A 14,741-nucleotide genomic window follows, 5' to 3' on the forward strand; every position below is an offset into this window, starting at 1 on the left:
GACCCGGTACACACTGGTCATGATTAAAGCGCGTTAATGTTACTGGCGGGTTAACCCCATAGAATCGGACGCAAATTTTCTTAAAACATTTTGTAAGGCGCCTTCACCAACGTCGTCATCCCTGGGCGAAGCAGGCGCGAAGCGCCGTCGCGGAGACCCTGGGATCCATTCCGTGACATTGGCCGAAGAATGCAGCAGAGCAGAATTCTGCGCCGTAGCTACGCCTTGATGGCGCGGCATGGATCCTCGGGTCTGCGCTGCGTCGCTACGCTCCTTGCTTCGCCCGTGGATGACGAAACGATCGGCTTCGGCTTACCTTCGAAGCGCGTGACAGGCAGAATTCAGATAACCGCCGCAACGCTGCGCAGGATCGGCTGCAGGCGCACGGTGCCGATATCCTCGCGCTCGAAGCGGCTGCCGACCTTGGTCAGCTTGGCCAGCACCTGCTCGCCCTCCTCCGGCCCGATCGGGGCAATGACGATGCCGCCGCTCGACAATTGGTCGAGCAGGAAGCGCGGCAGGCTGTCGAAAGCCGCCCAGGCTACGATGCGGTCGAACGGCGCTTCGTTGGCAAGGCCGGTGGAACCATCGGCCTGGCGCACGATGACATTGCCGATGCCGAGCGCCTCGAAGCGTTGCCTGGCCTGCTCGGCCAGCGTCTTGTAGCGGTCGACGCTGACGATGCGAGCCGCGAGCCGCGACATCACCGCTGCCGTGTAGCCCGAGCCGGTGCCGATCTCGAGCACCCGGTTGCCGGGCTCTATTGCCAGGGCCGCAATCACCGCCGCCTGCAGGTCGGCGCCCTCGATCGCCTCGCCGCACTCGATCGGCAGCATGCCGTCCGACCAGGCGATCGAATGGAACTGGCCGTTGAGGAAGCCGCGCCGCGGCGTCGCCTCGAAGGCTGCGATCAGCGCCTTCGGCACCGCGCCTTGGCCGCGCAGGCGCAGCAGGAAAGCGGCAAAACCCTCGCGATCGTCGAGCGGCATGTTCATGCAGAAACCTTGTTCATGCCAAAACCTTAATCAGACAGCGCTTTGGTCAGTTGGTCACGGATTTCATGCGCGGTGAGGTCGAGCTGCAGCGGCGTCACCGACACCAGCCGGTTGTGCAGAGCATGGAGATCGGTGCCTTGCTTGCCCTCGACCGGCTCGCGGCCGAAGCGCAGCCAGTAATAAGGCAGGCCGCGCCCGTCGCGGCGCTCGTCGACCCAAAGGCTGTGCACCAGCTTGCCCTGCGACGTCACGACGGTGCCGGCAACCTCGTCAGGCAGGCAGTTGGGAAAGTTGACGTTGAGCAGCACGCCGTCCGGCAGCGGCATGGCGACGAGCTTTTTCAGCAACGCCGGCGCCAGCGCCTCGGTGGTCTCATAGGGAACGACGCGGTCCTCGCCGACATAGGAATAACCCTGGCTGAGTGCGATCGAGCGGATGCCGAGCAGCGCGCCTTCCATGGCGCCGGCGACGGTGCCGGAATAGGTGACGTCGTCGGCGATGTTGGCGCCGGAATTGACACCGGACAGGATCAGGTCCGGCGCGCCAGGCAGGATCTTCTTGACGCCCATGATGACGCAGTCGGTCGGCGTGCCGCGCACGGCGTAGTGTTTCTCGCCGATCTTGCGCAGCCGGAGCGGCTCCGAGATCGACAGCGAGTGCGCGTAGCCGGACTGGTCCTGCTCCGGCGCCACGACCCAGACATCGTCCGACAGCGTGCGGGCGATGCGTTCGAGCGACGCCAGGCCCTCGGCATGGATGCCGTCATCATTGGTCAGAAGGATGCGCATTACTTCGATTCGATCTTCGCCAGACCGCCCATATAAGGCCGCAGCACTTCAGGAATGGTTACGCTGCCATCCTCATTCTGGTAGTTTTCGATGACGGCAATCAGCGCACGGCCGACAGCGGTGCCCGAACCGTTCAGCGTGTGCACAAAGCGGTTGCCCTTGCCATCCCGGTCCTTGTAGCGGGCATCCATGCGCCTGGCCTGGAAGTCGCCGCAGACCGAGCAGGACGAGATTTCGCGATAGGCGTTCTGGCCGGGCAGCCAGACCTCGATGTCGTAGGTCTTGCGCGCGCCAAACCCCATGTCGCCCGTGCACAGGACCATGGTGCGGAACGGCAGCTCCAGTCGCTTCAGCACCTCTTCCGCGCACTGCGTCATCCGCTCGTGCTCGGCGAGCGAAGACTCCTGGTCGGTGACCGAGACCAGCTCGACCTTATAGAACTGGTGCTGGCGCAACATGCCGCGCGTGTCGCGGCCGGCGGAGCCCGCTTCCGAGCGAAAGCACGGCGTCAGCGCCGTATAGCGCAGCGGCAGCTTTTCATGGGCCGTGATTTCTTCGCGCACCAGGTTGGTGAGCGGGACCTCGGCGGTTGGAATCAACCCGAGCCGGCCATCGCCATGCTGCACGAAGAACAGATCGTCCTCGAATTTCGGCAGCTGGTTGGTCCCGAAAAGCACTTCGTCGCGCACCATCAGTGGCGGGATGACTTCTTCATAGCCATGCTCGGTCGTGTGCAGATCGAGCATGAACTGGCCGATGGCGCGCTCCATCCGCGCCAGCCCGCTCTTCAGCACGGTGAAGCGTGATCCCGACAGCTTTGCCGCCCGCTCGAAATCCATCATGCCGAGCGCTTCGCCGATCTCGAAATGCTCCTTCACCCAGTTCGGCCGGGTCGGCACCTCGCCGACGATATGCTTGACGACATTGTCGTGCTCGTCCTTGCCGACCGGCACGTCGTCGAGCGGCACATTCGGCAGCACCGCCAGCGCATCGTTCAGCGTCTTGTCGAGCTCGCGCTCGCGCGCCTCGCCATTCTGGATGAAGGTCTTGATATCGCCGACTTCGGCCTTGAGCTTTTCGGCAAGTGCCGTGTCGCCCGAACGCATGGCGTTGCCGATCTCCTTCGAGGCGGCGTTGCGGCGTTCCTGCTTGGTTTGCAGCTCGGTGACGTGCTCGCGCCGCGCTTCGTCCTTCTTGATCAGCTCATCGACCGTGGACTGCGCCTCGTCAGCCGACCACGAGCGCTTGGCCAGCGCCTCGACAAGGGCCTTCGGGTTGTCGCGAATCCATTTGATATCAAGCATGGTTGGTCGTCCTCGAGCTAAGGCCTGAGGGCGTAAACCGCATCCTTCATCGATGCAAGATGGCGGCTGTCGCGTTTTTCCGCTAACGCGGATACCCGAACGCGACGGCCTATGAAGGAGCCTGCTTTGAGGACGCGTCCGCCGCCTTTTCGGCCACGGCTTCGGCGGCTTCCTGCTTCTCGCGCGCCAGCTTCTGCTTGACCTGGTCGCGCTCGATCAACCGGGCCGCCCAGATCGACACCTCGTAGAGCAGGATGGTCGGGATCGCCAAACCGATCTGGCTCATCGGATCGGGCGGCGTCAGCACCGCCGCGACGACGAAGGCGATGACGATCGCCCATTTGCGCTTCTCGGCCAGCGCCTTTGACGACAGCATGCCGACCCGCGTCATCAGGCTGGTCACCACCGGCAGCTGGAACACCAGGCCGAAGGAGAAGATCAGCGTCATGATCAGGCTGAGATATTCCGACACTTTCGGCAGCAGCGAAATCTGCACCTGGTCGTCGGTGCCGGCCTGCTGCATGGCGAGGAAGAACCACATCACCATCGGCGTGAAGAAGAAATAGACCAGCGACGCTCCCATCAGGAACAGGATCGGCGATGCGATAAGGAACGGCAGGAAGGCGTTGCGTTCGTTCTTGTAGAGGCCTGGCGCGATGAATTTGTAGATCTGCGTGGCGATCAGCGGAAAGGCGATGACCATGCCGCCGAACATGGCGAGCTTGACCTGGGTGAAGAAGAATTCCTGCGGCGCCGTATAGATCAGCTCGACCTTGTGCGGATCGAGCCCGGCCCACTGCGTGGCCCACTTGAACGGAACGACCAAAAGATTGAACAGCTTCTTGGCAAAGAAGAAGCAGACGAGGAAGGCGACGAAGAAACCGCCGATCGACCAGATCAGCCGCCGGCGCAGTTCGATCAGATGCTCCATCAGCGGAGCCGACGACTTCTCGATCTCGTCCTTTTCGCTGTCCGTAATGCTCACTTGGCGGCCCCCGCCGTCTTCTTGGACGCGGGCTTCGTGGCCGGCGCAGGCTTCGGCTCAGCCTTTGCGACTGCCTTCGGTGCAGCAGCGGGCTTGGTGGCGGCTTTTCCAGGTGCAGCCTTGGCGGGCGCCGCTGACGGCTTGGCCGCAACCTTCGCCGCAGGCGCCGGCTTTGCCGGTGCTGCCTTGGCTGCCGCTGTTTTGGTTGCCGGGGCCTTTGATATCGCAGCCCCCTTGGCGCGCGCGTTTCGTGGCGCTGCTGTTGCTGCAGCCGGTGTCACCACCGCCTGATCGGTCATCGCCGGAAGGATCGGCGCCGCCGGCGCTGTTTCCGGTCCGTTGACACCCGGCATCACCGTCGCGCCGTTCTTGAGCGGCTCGGCCGGCTGTGGTGTTTCTGCCGCGGGCGTTGAGGGGTCGACGGCGGGCTTCGGCTTCATCACCGCATCGACGCCGGAGCGAACCTCGGCTGCCGCCTGTTCGAACGGATTGAGCTGCTTGCGGATTTCGGCCGCCGGATTGAGGCCGCGCAGCGTATCGACAGACTTCTTGACGTCGTCGAGCTCGGCTTCCTTCAACGCCTCGTTGAACTGCTTCTGGAAGTCGGAGGCCATGGCACGCAGCTTCGCCGTCGTGCGGCCGAAGGTGCGCAGCATATTGGGCAAATCCTTGGGTCCGACGACCACGATCATGACGATCGCGATCACCAGCATTTCGGTCCAGCCGACTTCAAACATGGCAATCAGTTCCGACTAGTGCTTGTCGCCCAACAGTGCGAAGCGGTTTTGGGACAACGACTTGCACAAAAGCAACAACCTCGGGCTCAGCTCTTGCTGGCCTTTTCCTTCACTGCCGAAACGGTCTCGTCCGGGCGGTGCTCGACGGTGCGCTTGTCTTCGGCGGTATCGTCGTCGGCCATGCCCTTCTTGAAGCTCTTGATGCCCTTGGCCATGTCGCCCATCAGCTCGGGTATCTTGCCGCGGCCGAACACCAGCAGCACGATCACCAGCACGATCATCCAGTGCCAAATCGAAAATGAACCCATTGTAACTCTCTCTCGAATGTTTTCCCTGGCGATGATCTATGCGTTTTCGCGTTGGGATTCAAACACAACAGCGACAAAGTTTATGAAGGCGCGGTCTATGTCACGCATTTTCGGCAAAGCTGCCCGCTACCAATCGGCGCATCTACCGCAGCAATGCAGCTTTTTGACAGCGGCTTGCGGTCAATCTTCCGTGACGCGCGGCGTCAGCAGGCCGAGTTCCTCGAGATCGATGTCGGTCAACGCATCCTCGTCCTCGGTCAGCGCGTCCGGATCGGCCGGCGGCAACGGGATGGCGAAATTCGACGGCATGCGGCCGGAGAGCAGCCCTGCCCCCTTCAGTTCGTCCATCCCGGGAAGATCGCGGATCTCCTCCAGTGCGAAATGGTCGAGGAAAGTGTCTGTCGTGCCGTAGGTGACGGGACGGCCGGGCGTGCGGCGGCGGCCGCGCATGCGCACCCATTCCGTTTCGAGCAGCGTATCCAGCGTGCCCTTCGAGGTCTCGACGCCTCTGATGTCCTCGATCTCGGCGCGCGTCACCGGCTGGTGGTAGGCGATGATCGCCAGCACTTCGAGCGCGGCGCGCGACAGCTTGCGCTGCTGCACCGTGTCGCGGCTCATCAGGAAGGCGAGATCGCCGGCGGTACGGAACGCCCAGGCATCGCCGACCCGAACCAGATTGACGCCGCGCCGCGCATAGATCTGCTGCAGCTCAGCCATGGCAGCGGCAATGCTGATGCCATCGGGCAATCTGGCTGCGAGCTGCTTTTCGCTGACCGGCTCGGCGCTGGCGAACACGATCGCCTCGGCCATGCGTATGGCTTCGGCCATATGCAGCCGTTCGCCAGGATTCAGAAGCAGGGTATCAGTCGGGTCCTGGGCGATAATGCCCTCCTCGGTCTCTTCTTCGACCTTGAACGGAATGACCGAAGCGTTGGCGCGTTCGCTCATGATGCCACCTCGACTGCCTTGATTGGTTGCGCGCGGCCGCGCAGATAGAGCGGCGCGAACACCTGGTCCTGTCGCATCTCGATGCTGCCTTCGCGCACCAGTTCCAGCGACGCCGCGAACGAGCTGGCAATCGCGGTACGCCGTTCGTCCGGGCTGGTCAGGTAATTGATCAGATAGCTGTCCAGCGCCGTCCAGTCGCGCAGCGAGCCGATCAGCCGGGTCAGGATATCGCGCGCATCCTTGAGCGACCACACGCCACGCCGGGCAATTGTCACATTGGTGATCGCCTGTTTCTGGCGCTGCTGCGCATAGGCGGTGAGCAAATCGTAGAGCGAGGCCGAATAGGCGTTACGCTTCTCGACGATGACCATTTCAGGCATGCCGCGTGCAAACACGTCGCGGCCGAGCCGGTTGCGGTTGACCAGCCTTGCCGAGGCGTCGCGCATGGCCTCCAGACGCTTCAGCCGGAACTGCAGCACCGCGGCCAGTTCCTCGCCGCTTTCGCCTTCTTCGCCGGGCTGCTTGGGGATGAGGAGCTTCGACTTGAGGAAGGCCAGCCACGCCGCCATCACCAGGTAGTCGGCGGCAAGCTCAAGCCTTAGCGCCCTCGCCGTCTCGACGAAGGTCAGATACTGCTCGACCAGCGCCAAGATGGAAATCCGCGACAGATCGACCTTTTGGTTGCGGGCGAGATGCAGCAAGAGATCGAGCGGACCTTCGAACCCGGCGACGTCGACGACAAGCGACGGGTCGCCGGTGACCCGTGAATCGTCGTTCTCGGCCCACAGACGGTCCATCGGTGCGGCCTTCGCAGCCTTGCTGTCCAATGTCTCCGCCACTTGTTCCTTTACCTCTGGTTAGAGCATGATGCCGAAAAGTGTGAAGCGGTTTTCGGACGACATCATGCTCTCTCTATCTAATTTAGAGACGGATTCAGATTTCAGGTCGAACAGACCTGAAATCATCCGTCTCTAGGCCACCGCATCGAAATAGGTGGCAAACTCGGCGCGTATCTCGGTTTCGTCGGCCCGGTCGCGATCCCTTATATAGGTCAGCGCCCGCTTGGCGCGCTCCAGCGACGTCCCTTCAAGTCCCGTGGTTCGCGATGCGATGCCCGCCATCTCCTCGAAAACGCCATTGCAGTGAAGGACCAGATCGCAGCCCGCCGCAAGGATCGAGGCCGCCTTTGTCGGGAAATCCCCAGAAAGTGCCTTCATCGAGGTGTCATCGCTCATCAACAGCCCGTCGAAGCCGATCTCGCGGCGGATGATCTCGTCGATGACCTTGCCTGAGGTGGTCGCTGGGTTGTTCGGATCGATGGCGCTGTAGACGACATGCGCCGTCATCGCCATCGGCAGATGGCTAAGCTCGCGGAACGGGGCGAAATCATGCCGCTGCAGGTCGCTCAGCGAGGCATCGACCACAGGCAGTTCGAAATGCGTGTCGGCAAAGGCGCGCCCGTGACCCGGAATGTGCTTCATGACCGGCAGCACGCCGCCCGACATCAGCCCTTCCGCCGCCGCGCGGCCGAGTTCGATGACCGGGCGCGGCTCCTTGCCATAGGCGCGCGCGCCGATGACGTCGCTGGCGCCCTCGATCGCCACGTCCAGCACCGGCAGGCAATCGGCAGAGATACCGTAGCGTAACAGGTCGAAGGCATGCAGCCGCGCCATCAGCCAGGCAGCGCGGGTGCCGGCATCATGGTCCTTGCGCCACAATGCACCGAGCGCGCCGCCGGCGGGATAGTTCGGCGCCAGCGGGGGCCGCAGGCGCTGCACCCGGCCACCTTCCTGGTCGATGAACACCAGCGCATCGGGGCGCCCGATACAGTCGCGCATTTCGGCGACCAGATCGCGGATCTGCTCGGTTTCGCCGATGTTGCGCGCAAACAGGATGAAGCCCCACGGGCATTCATTGCGATAGAAACGGATTTCTTCGCGGGTCAGCGATTTCCCGGCACAGCCGAGGATCATGGATTTTGATTCGGTCATTCCACCAGTTTAGGGCTTCGCGCCGGCAAAGGGAATCTCCCCGGACGGCAAGCGCCTCAACCTCTCGCCCATCCACATGAAAAAGCCGGCGCGACCGTTGGGAACGCACCGGCTCTGATAATTGGATCCGGCCTTACCGAGACACGAAGCAGTTGCCGCCGGCAGCCTTGTAGCTGGTGCACAGATTGATCGCATCGTTGCGCGATTGCGCAGGCACCCGGACACGGTAGAAGGTGCCCTTGCCGGCGATCTCCGCCTTGACGATGTTGGCGGTGCGACCGGCGAGCACATTTCCATAGCGGCGCTGCAGGTCGGCGTAGTTGGCCTGGGCGCTTTCGACCGTCGGCTGCGAAGCGATCTGCATCGACCACGAACCGCCCGATGTCGAAGCCGTCGCCGGGATGGAGGCAACCTGGTCGGGCTTGACCTCGCCGACCACGTCGACCGGCTGGTCGGACGGGCGCTGCGGCGCTACGGCAACCGTCTGCGGCGTGTTGGCGGACTGGGTCTCAGCCTTCGGCGTGGCCGCCGGCTTCACCGGCTTGACCGGCTTGGCGGTCTCGGCACTTGCCTGGTCGCTATTTGCCTGATCGGCAGGCGCCACGGTGCCGGTCTGCTCGGCATCGGCCGAAGGGGCGACGTGCTGCGGCGCCGGGTCAAGCGGCTCAGTCGCCGCAACCTGTGGCGCGGCCGGCGTCGAGTCCTCGCGGGCCACCAACGAGCCGTCGGGCTTGACCACCATGGTCCGCACCTTGCGCGGGGCAACGGCGACCGTATCGGGGTTCTTGTCGGCTTCCTGCAGCACCTGAGCGATGCGGTCCTCGGACTTTGGCGCCGGCGCGACAGCCGCGTCGGGGTTGACGGCAGCTTCGGGGTTGCCGGCAGCGTCGGGGCCTGGGGCAGCGTCGGTATCGTCGGGCGACAGATCGACGACGCGGCTTTCAGGCTCCTGCGCCTTCACATCGACCGGCTCTTCGGTGTTGGTGACCAGCTTCTCCTGAACCGGCTCGGCCGGCTTGGTGCCCTTGGCGACCGCATCATAAACCTTGTTGTCCTGGTTCGGCACCACGGCGCCGCCCGGATTTTCGGGCTTGACCTTGATCGGCCTGTTGTCGGCTTTGACAATGACCGGCGCATCGCTGCCGCCCTTTCCGCCGAACGACAAGGCGAAGGCGCCAAGGCCGCCGGCAATCGCAACCGCAGCAACGACCCCCGCGACCAGCAGGCCGCTCCTGCGCGGCCGTGCGGCTTCCTGCTCGGCGAGGCCCGGCACCGCCATTGCCTCGTCCAGATCCGGATCGTAGTCGAGTTCGTCGACCGCGAAATCGTCGGCCTGCGAAACCGGCTGGCTGCCGGGCAGATCGTCCATGTCGAAGCCGCCGGCGGCATCGGCGTGGTGAGCTTGCGTGGCTGCAAGCACTTCGGCTGGCCGCGCCGCATAGGCGCGCTGGTCGAGCTCGTGGCCCGAACTGAAGCCGGAACTGTAGGAATCGTCATCATAGCCGGCACTGCGTGCGGCAGTGGGCGGCGCCACTTCCACCGCGTTCATCTCGTTGAGCATGCCGGCGAATTCGGCGTCGATGTCGTCATAGGCGGCCGGCTCGTCTTGCTCGAAGCTGAGTTCTGGAATGTCGAGGTCGTCGGCAATCGCCACCACACGCTCCGGCACATCGACCGTCTCGACATCCGGCATCTCGTCATAGGCCTGAGGCGGCGCCTGGCGCGATGGCGTCGGCGCCGCATAGGCAGCAGCTGCAACCGGCTGGTCGCGATAGCTTGGCGCTGCCGCCGGCGGCATGGACGGCTTTTCTGCAAAAGAAGGTTGCGGCTGCGCTGCAAAGGAAGGCTGGGCCGGGGTGGGAGTCACGCGGCTCCACGAACGCGCCGGCTCCGGCGGCGTCGAGCGCCAATCGCCAGCGACCGGTGCTGCCGTGTCATTACCGAGATCGATGCCCTTGGCGAGCGCCGCATCGAAGGCATGATCATCGAACTCGATCTCGGGCTCATGGCCCTCGAGTTCGCCGGCAAGCAGATCGTCGAAATCGGCATCGTCCGCCCGGACCTCCTGAGGAGCCGGCGCGTGTTCGTCCAGGTCCCAGTCGAGATTATCGACCGGAGCGACCGGCGTTGCGACGGACCGCTGCACCGGGGCAACCGGCTCATAAGTCCTGGCGGGCTCGATGGCGGCAGCCCTGGTGGGCTCGGTGACGACCGGAAACGGCGCGACTGGCGCCGGGCGTGGTGTGGTCATGGCGCCAAGCAGCGCGTTGAGTTCATCTTCCAACGTCCGTTCGTCAGCGACCGGAGCGGCCGGGGTCGCCATATTGGTAGGCGCCACATAGGCTGGTGCGACCGGAGTTGGCTGAACCGGAGTGGGTGCGATCTCGGCAACCGGCTCGTGATCGGCAAGCGCATCATCGATGCTCAGATCGAAATCGTCGAATGCTTCGTGCGCAGTCTCATGAGAGGGGCTGGCCTCCACAGTCCAGGCCGGCGTCTCGTTCACTTCCGGCGCATCCATCTCAACCGGCGCGCTGGCCTGCAGATCGCTGACATCCAGATCGCGCTCTTCCGGATCCTCGGCCTCAACAGGCTGAGCCTCGAAAGCCTGAGGCTCGAAATGCTCGGCCGCAAAATCCTGGGCTGCAAAATCCTGGGCCGCAAAGTCCATGTCGACATCGGCCATCGCGTCATCGAAATGACCCGCAAAATCCTCGTCGGCAACAGCGTGGTCGGCGGAGCCGACGGCGTCGAAGGTATGGATCGGCGCCTCGGCTACTGGCGCGGCATACTGGTCCTGCGCCGGCGCAGGACCGTCCAGCGTCAGCTCGTCTTCCAGCGACATCGAGACGGCATTGTCGAAATCATCGTCGAACGCGAGATCGTCGGCAGGCGCAGCAGCAACCTGCGCGACATCTGCGGCATGGGCGACGGTCGCATCGTCATCGAGCAGCAACCCCTGCTCGAGCGAAGCGGCAAGCTCGTCATCCATCGGCAGGTCGTCTTCGAGCGGCGATACGTTTTCCAGTGAACTGGCCACGGCATTGTCGAAATCGTCATCGAATGCAGCTTCGTCGAATGCGGGCTCGGCAAACCAAGGTTCGGCAACCGAGGGTTCAACGGGAGCAGCCGCAGCCTGCGGGGCAGCGCCGAAATCCAGATCGGCGGCATCGTCGAAGACGAAATCATATTCCAGCGAAGCAGCCAGCGCATCGTCCATCGCGGCATCGGTGGTTTCGAAAGCCGGCTCGCGAATCTCGGCAGCAGGTTCGTAGGGCTCAGCGGCAGGCTGGTGAACCTCGGGAGCTGGCTGGCTGGCCTCCATGGAACCGACTTCATCGCCGAATTCGCCCATCAACTCCTTCTCGAGGTCGATGTCGAAATCGCCCTCGTCCGCAGCCGTCTCGACGGCTGGCGCCTGCGGCTTGACCGGCTGGCGCGGATCGAAACCCATGATCCTGGTCAGTTCAGCGAACGGATCATCTTCGGCGATGTCGTTGTTGTCGGCTACTCTCAGCTGGGTTCTGTCTGCCATTATTGTTCCCGAACTCGCACTCATTCGGACGCCATGGACGTCGCGTAGGGTTGGCCCTTACCAGCGCAATGTGGGCAAATGGTGACAGGTGTTTTAGTTAAACCTAACGCATCTCAGTGGGCGCATCAGCCCCAATCAGCGTCAGGCCGGAGGTCAAAACATCCGAAACAGCCTGCACCAGCCCTAGTCTGGCATGAGTCAATTGTCGGTCGTTAACCTTAACAAAACGTAAGTCGGCATTCTCGGTGCCCCGATTCCAGTGTCCATGGAAGCTGGAAGCCAGATCGTAGAGGTAGAATGCCAGCCGGTGCGGCTCCAGCGCAAGGGCCGCAGATTCGACCAGCCGGGGATATTCAGCCAGCTTCCGGATCAGGCCGATCTCGCCCTCGTCGGTGAGCGACGCCGAGGCCGCGGCCAGGCTGTTGCGGTCGAAATTGGCCTCGCCCAGTTGCTCGCTCGCCTGCCGGAACACCGAATGACAGCGCGCCGAAGCGTACTGCACGTAGAACACGGGATTGTCCTTGGACTGTTCGGTGACCTTGGCGAAATCGAAGTCGAGCGGCGCGTCGCTCTTGCGGTAGAGCATCATGAAGCGGATCGCATCGCGGCCCACCTCCTCCACCGCTTCGCGCAAGGTCACGAAGTCGCCCGACCGCTTCGACATCCGAACCGGTTCGCCATCGCGAAACAGCTTCACCAGATTGCACAGCAGCACCGTGAGTTGCAGCTTCAGATCATCGCCTGCAATCGCCCGCGCCAGCGCTTCCAGCCGCTTGACGTAGCCGCCATGGTCGGCGCCCAGCACATAGATCAGGCCGACGAAACCGCGGTCGACCTTGTCCTTGAGATAGGCGACGTCGGCGGCGAAATAGGTGAACGAGCCGTCGGACTTGACCAGCGCCCGGTCCATGTCGTCGCCGACCGCCGTCGAGCGAAACAGCGTCTGCTCGCGGTCTTCCCAGTCGTCCGGCTTCTCGCCCTTGGGCGGCGGTAGCTTGCCCTTGTAGATATGGCCTTTCAGCGTCAGATCGTTGATCGCCGAGCGAATTTTTTTGGCATTGTCGGCATGCAGCGTGCGCTCGGAGAAGAAAACGTCGTGATGCACATTGAGCAACGCCAGATCCTCGCGGATCATCACCATCATGGCGTCGATCGTGCGGTCCTTGACGATTGCCAGCGACTCATCGTCGGGCATCTGCAAGAGCTTGCGGCCAAATTCGGCAGCCAGCGCCTGACCGACCGGCACAAGGTAATCGCCGGGATAGAGGCCGGCCGGTATCTCGCCAATGTCGTCGCCCAGCGCTTCGCGGTAGCGCAGGAAGGCCGAACGCCCGAGCACGTCGATCTGCGCGCCGGCGTCGTTGATGATGTATTCCTTGGTGACGTCATAGCCGGCGAAGGCCATCAGATTGGCGAGCGTGTCGCCGACAACCGCGCCCCGGCAATGGCCGACATGCATCGGCCCGGTCGGATTGGCCGAGACATATTCGACATTAGTCTTCTTGCCGCCACCAATGGTCGAGCGGCCGTAGTTTTGCCCCTCGCCGAGCACCGCGGTCAGATGTGCCTGCCAGAAAGCGTCCTTGAGCCGGAGATTGACGAAGCCGGGACCGGCGACGTCGGCTTCGGCAACATCGGCGTCGCTGCGCAGCACTTCCACCAGCCGCTCGGCCAGCGCCCGCGGGTTGTGCCCTGTCGGCTTGGCCAGTACCATCGCCGCATTGGTGGCGAGATCGCCATGGCTGGCGTCGCGCGGCGGCTCGACGGCGATGCGCGACAGGTCGGGCGAAACGCCATTACTGTCTTTCAAATCAAGCGCTTCGACGGCTTTTGTGATTCGCGCGCTGAAATCGGCGAAGATGTTCATGGGTCTTGCTCTGGCGGACTGTGCAGGGGAACCGGCTCATTGGCCGGCAAATCGCGCTCGCCCTAGCTTAAATCGGGCGTATGGTCAAACAGACGGCGGTGTTCCTTCAAGGCGTAGGTATCCGTCATCCCCGCCAGGAAATCGGCGACGCTGCGCGCCTTGATGCGGTCCTCCGCCCGGTCGAGCCCCTCCCGCCAGCCGTCCGGCATGGCGCGCGGATCGGCGAAATAGACATCGAACAGGTCGCGCACGATCTGCTCGGCCTCAATGCGAACGCGCATCACCTCGTCATGCCGGTAGAGATGCTTGTAAAGAAAGGTCTTCAAATCCTTCTCGGTCGCCGCCGTGTCTGCGGAAAAGGTCACCATCGTCTCGCCCGCCGCCCGCACCGCTTCGGCGCTGTCAGGCTTGATGCGCTCCAGATTGGCGGTGGTGGAAACAATGACGTCCTCGACCATCATCGTGATCTGCCGGCGCATCAGCTCATGGCCGGTGCGCACATCGTCCAGGCCCGGATAGCGCGCGCGCACGCTTGCCAGGATCGATCCCGGCAGCGCCACCGTTTCCAGCATGTCCAAGGTCAGGAAGCCGGAGCGCAGGCCGTCGTCGATGTCATGGGTGTTGTAGGCGATATCGTCGGCGATCGCAGCACATTGCGCCTCGATGCCGGCGAAATGGTCGAGTTCGAGGTCGTGCAACTCGGAATAGTCGCGGATCGCCTGCGGCACCGGGCCTTTGAGCCCTTTTCCCTTGGCGTCGGTCAGCGGGCCATTGTGCTTCACCAGGCCTTCCAGCGTTTCCCAGGTCAGGTTCAGCCCGTCGAACTCGGCATAGCGCCGCTCCAGCCGCGTCACCACGCGCAGCGACTGCGCATTGTGGTCGAAGCCGCCCCATTGGGCCATCCGCTCGTTCAGCGCGTCCTCGCCGGTATGGCCGAACGGCGTGTGACCGAAATCGTGCACCAAGGCGACCGCCTCGGCCAGATCCTCGTCGCCGCGCAGCGCTCGCGCCAGAGCCCGCGCAATCTGCGCCACCTCGATCGAATGCGTCAGCCGGGTGCGATAGTGGTCGCCTTCATGGGCGACGAACACCTGCGTCTTGTGCTTCAGGCGGCGGAAGGCAGTCGAATGAATGATACGGTCGCGGTCGCGCTGGAATGGCGTGCGAGTCGGGCTCTCGACCTCGTCATAGAGCCGCCCGCGCGACCTGGCTGGGTCGCTGGCATAGGCCGCGCGCGGCCGATAGCCGAACCCAATGTCGCCAAGCTCATTTGTCATGGCTGA

At 63.5% G+C, this 14,741-nt stretch carries 12 protein-coding genes; all 12 read right to left on the reverse strand.

Translation table 11 applies throughout. The annotated features are described in order from the left end of the window. Positions 1 to 341: 341 nt before the first annotated feature. The 12 genes from NKJ80_RS14635 to NKJ80_RS14690 all read right to left on the reverse strand — a co-directional run bounded on the left by NKJ80_RS14635 (position 342) and on the right by NKJ80_RS14690 (position 14,735). Positions 342 to 995, reverse strand: a complete 654-nt coding sequence (locus NKJ80_RS14635; RefSeq protein ID WP_023697616.1) for a protein-L-isoaspartate(D-aspartate) O-methyltransferase — start codon at positions 993 to 995, stop codon at positions 342 to 344. A gap of 26 nt (positions 996 to 1,021) precedes the next feature. Next, a complete protein-coding gene (gene surE / locus NKJ80_RS14640; RefSeq protein WP_023697617.1) occupies positions 1,022 to 1,783 on the reverse strand; it encodes a 5'/3'-nucleotidase SurE in 762 nt (253 codons plus the stop codon). Next, positions 1,783 to 3,087: a serine--tRNA ligase gene (gene serS / locus NKJ80_RS14645; protein ID WP_023667685.1), complete on the reverse strand. Its 1,305-nt coding sequence runs from the start codon at positions 3,085 to 3,087 to the stop codon at positions 1,783 to 1,785. The genes surE and serS overlap by 1 nt, the downstream gene beginning before the upstream one ends. 109 nt (positions 3,088 to 3,196) lie before the next feature. Further along, a complete protein-coding gene (gene tatC, locus NKJ80_RS14650; RefSeq protein ID WP_023688219.1) occupies positions 3,197 to 4,072 on the reverse strand; it encodes a twin-arginine translocase subunit TatC in 876 nt (291 codons plus the stop codon). After that, positions 4,069 to 4,809: a Sec-independent protein translocase protein TatB gene (gene tatB / locus NKJ80_RS14655; protein ID WP_023691107.1), complete on the reverse strand. Its 741-nt coding sequence runs from the start codon at positions 4,807 to 4,809 to the stop codon at positions 4,069 to 4,071. Before tatB ends, tatC begins: the two co-directional genes overlap by 4 nt. A gap of 86 nt (positions 4,810 to 4,895) precedes the next feature. Then, positions 4,896 to 5,117 (reverse strand): twin-arginine translocase TatA/TatE family subunit, encoded by a 222-nt coding sequence (locus tag NKJ80_RS14660; protein ID WP_023681650.1) that lies wholly within the window; start codon positions 5,115 to 5,117, stop codon positions 4,896 to 4,898. A gap of 180 nt (positions 5,118 to 5,297) precedes the next feature. Then, a complete protein-coding gene (scpB, locus tag NKJ80_RS14665) occupies positions 5,298 to 6,065 on the reverse strand; it encodes an SMC-Scp complex subunit ScpB (RefSeq protein ID WP_023667689.1) in 768 nt (255 codons plus the stop codon). Further along, positions 6,062 to 6,862, reverse strand: a complete 801-nt coding sequence (locus tag NKJ80_RS14670) for a segregation and condensation protein A (RefSeq protein ID WP_023667690.1) — start codon at positions 6,860 to 6,862, stop codon at positions 6,062 to 6,064. The genes scpB and NKJ80_RS14670 overlap by 4 nt, the downstream gene beginning before the upstream one ends. A 174-nt stretch (positions 6,863 to 7,036) precedes the next feature. Beyond that, positions 7,037 to 8,056 (reverse strand): beta-N-acetylhexosaminidase, encoded by a 1,020-nt coding sequence (gene nagZ, locus NKJ80_RS14675; RefSeq protein WP_352497797.1) that lies wholly within the window; start codon positions 8,054 to 8,056, stop codon positions 7,037 to 7,039. A gap of 133 nt (positions 8,057 to 8,189) precedes the next feature. After that, on the reverse strand, positions 8,190 to 11,591 hold the full coding sequence (locus tag NKJ80_RS14680) for an SPOR domain-containing protein (protein ID WP_352497798.1): 3,402 nt from the start codon (positions 11,589 to 11,591) through the stop codon (positions 8,190 to 8,192). Positions 11,592 to 11,694: 103 nt separating this feature from the next. After that, positions 11,695 to 13,458, reverse strand: a complete 1,764-nt coding sequence (argS, locus tag NKJ80_RS14685; protein WP_023681655.1) for an arginine--tRNA ligase — start codon at positions 13,456 to 13,458, stop codon at positions 11,695 to 11,697. 62 nt (positions 13,459 to 13,520) lie between these two features. After that, positions 13,521 to 14,735: a deoxyguanosinetriphosphate triphosphohydrolase gene (locus tag NKJ80_RS14690; RefSeq protein WP_352497799.1), complete on the reverse strand. Its 1,215-nt coding sequence runs from the start codon at positions 14,733 to 14,735 to the stop codon at positions 13,521 to 13,523. Positions 14,736 to 14,741: the final 6 nt, after the last annotated feature.

Origin of the sequence: Mesorhizobium sp. M0030 (assembly GCF_040323695.1) — a bacterium.
GTDB lineage: Bacteria > Pseudomonadota > Alphaproteobacteria > Rhizobiales > Rhizobiaceae > Mesorhizobium.

What these genes read in the sequence shown, in the direction of transcription:
- NKJ80_RS14635 (WP_023697616.1), bottom strand. Translation starts at nt 995, where the DNA reads ATGAACATGCCGCTCGACGATCGCGAGGGTTTTGCCGCTTTCCTGCTG.
- surE (WP_023697617.1), bottom strand. Translation starts at nt 1,783, where the DNA reads ATGCGCATCCTTCTGACCAATGATGACGGCATCCATGCCGAGGGCCTG.
- serS (WP_023667685.1), bottom strand. Translation starts at nt 3,087, where the DNA reads ATGCTTGATATCAAATGGATTCGCGACAACCCGAAGGCCCTTGTCGAG.
- tatB (WP_023691107.1), bottom strand. Translation starts at nt 4,809, where the DNA reads ATGTTTGAAGTCGGCTGGACCGAAATGCTGGTGATCGCGATCGTCATG.
- NKJ80_RS14660 (WP_023681650.1), bottom strand. Translation starts at nt 5,117, where the DNA reads ATGGGTTCATTTTCGATTTGGCACTGGATGATCGTGCTGGTGATCGTG.
- scpB (WP_023667689.1), bottom strand. Translation starts at nt 6,065, where the DNA reads ATGAGCGAACGCGCCAACGCTTCGGTCATTCCGTTCAAGGTCGAAGAA.
- NKJ80_RS14670 (WP_023667690.1), bottom strand. Translation starts at nt 6,862, where the DNA reads ATGGACCGTCTGTGGGCCGAGAACGACGATTCACGGGTCACCGGCGAC.
- nagZ (WP_352497797.1), bottom strand. Translation starts at nt 8,056, where the DNA reads ATGACCGAATCAAAATCCATGATCCTCGGCTGTGCCGGGAAATCGCTG.
- NKJ80_RS14680 (WP_352497798.1), bottom strand. Translation starts at nt 11,591, where the DNA reads ATGGCAGACAGAACCCAGCTGAGAGTAGCCGACAACAACGACATCGCC.
- argS (WP_023681655.1), bottom strand. Translation starts at nt 13,458, where the DNA reads ATGAACATCTTCGCCGATTTCAGCGCGCGAATCACAAAAGCCGTCGAA.
- NKJ80_RS14690 (WP_352497799.1), bottom strand. Translation starts at nt 14,735, where the DNA reads ATGACAAATGAGCTTGGCGACATTGGGTTCGGCTATCGGCCGCGCGCG.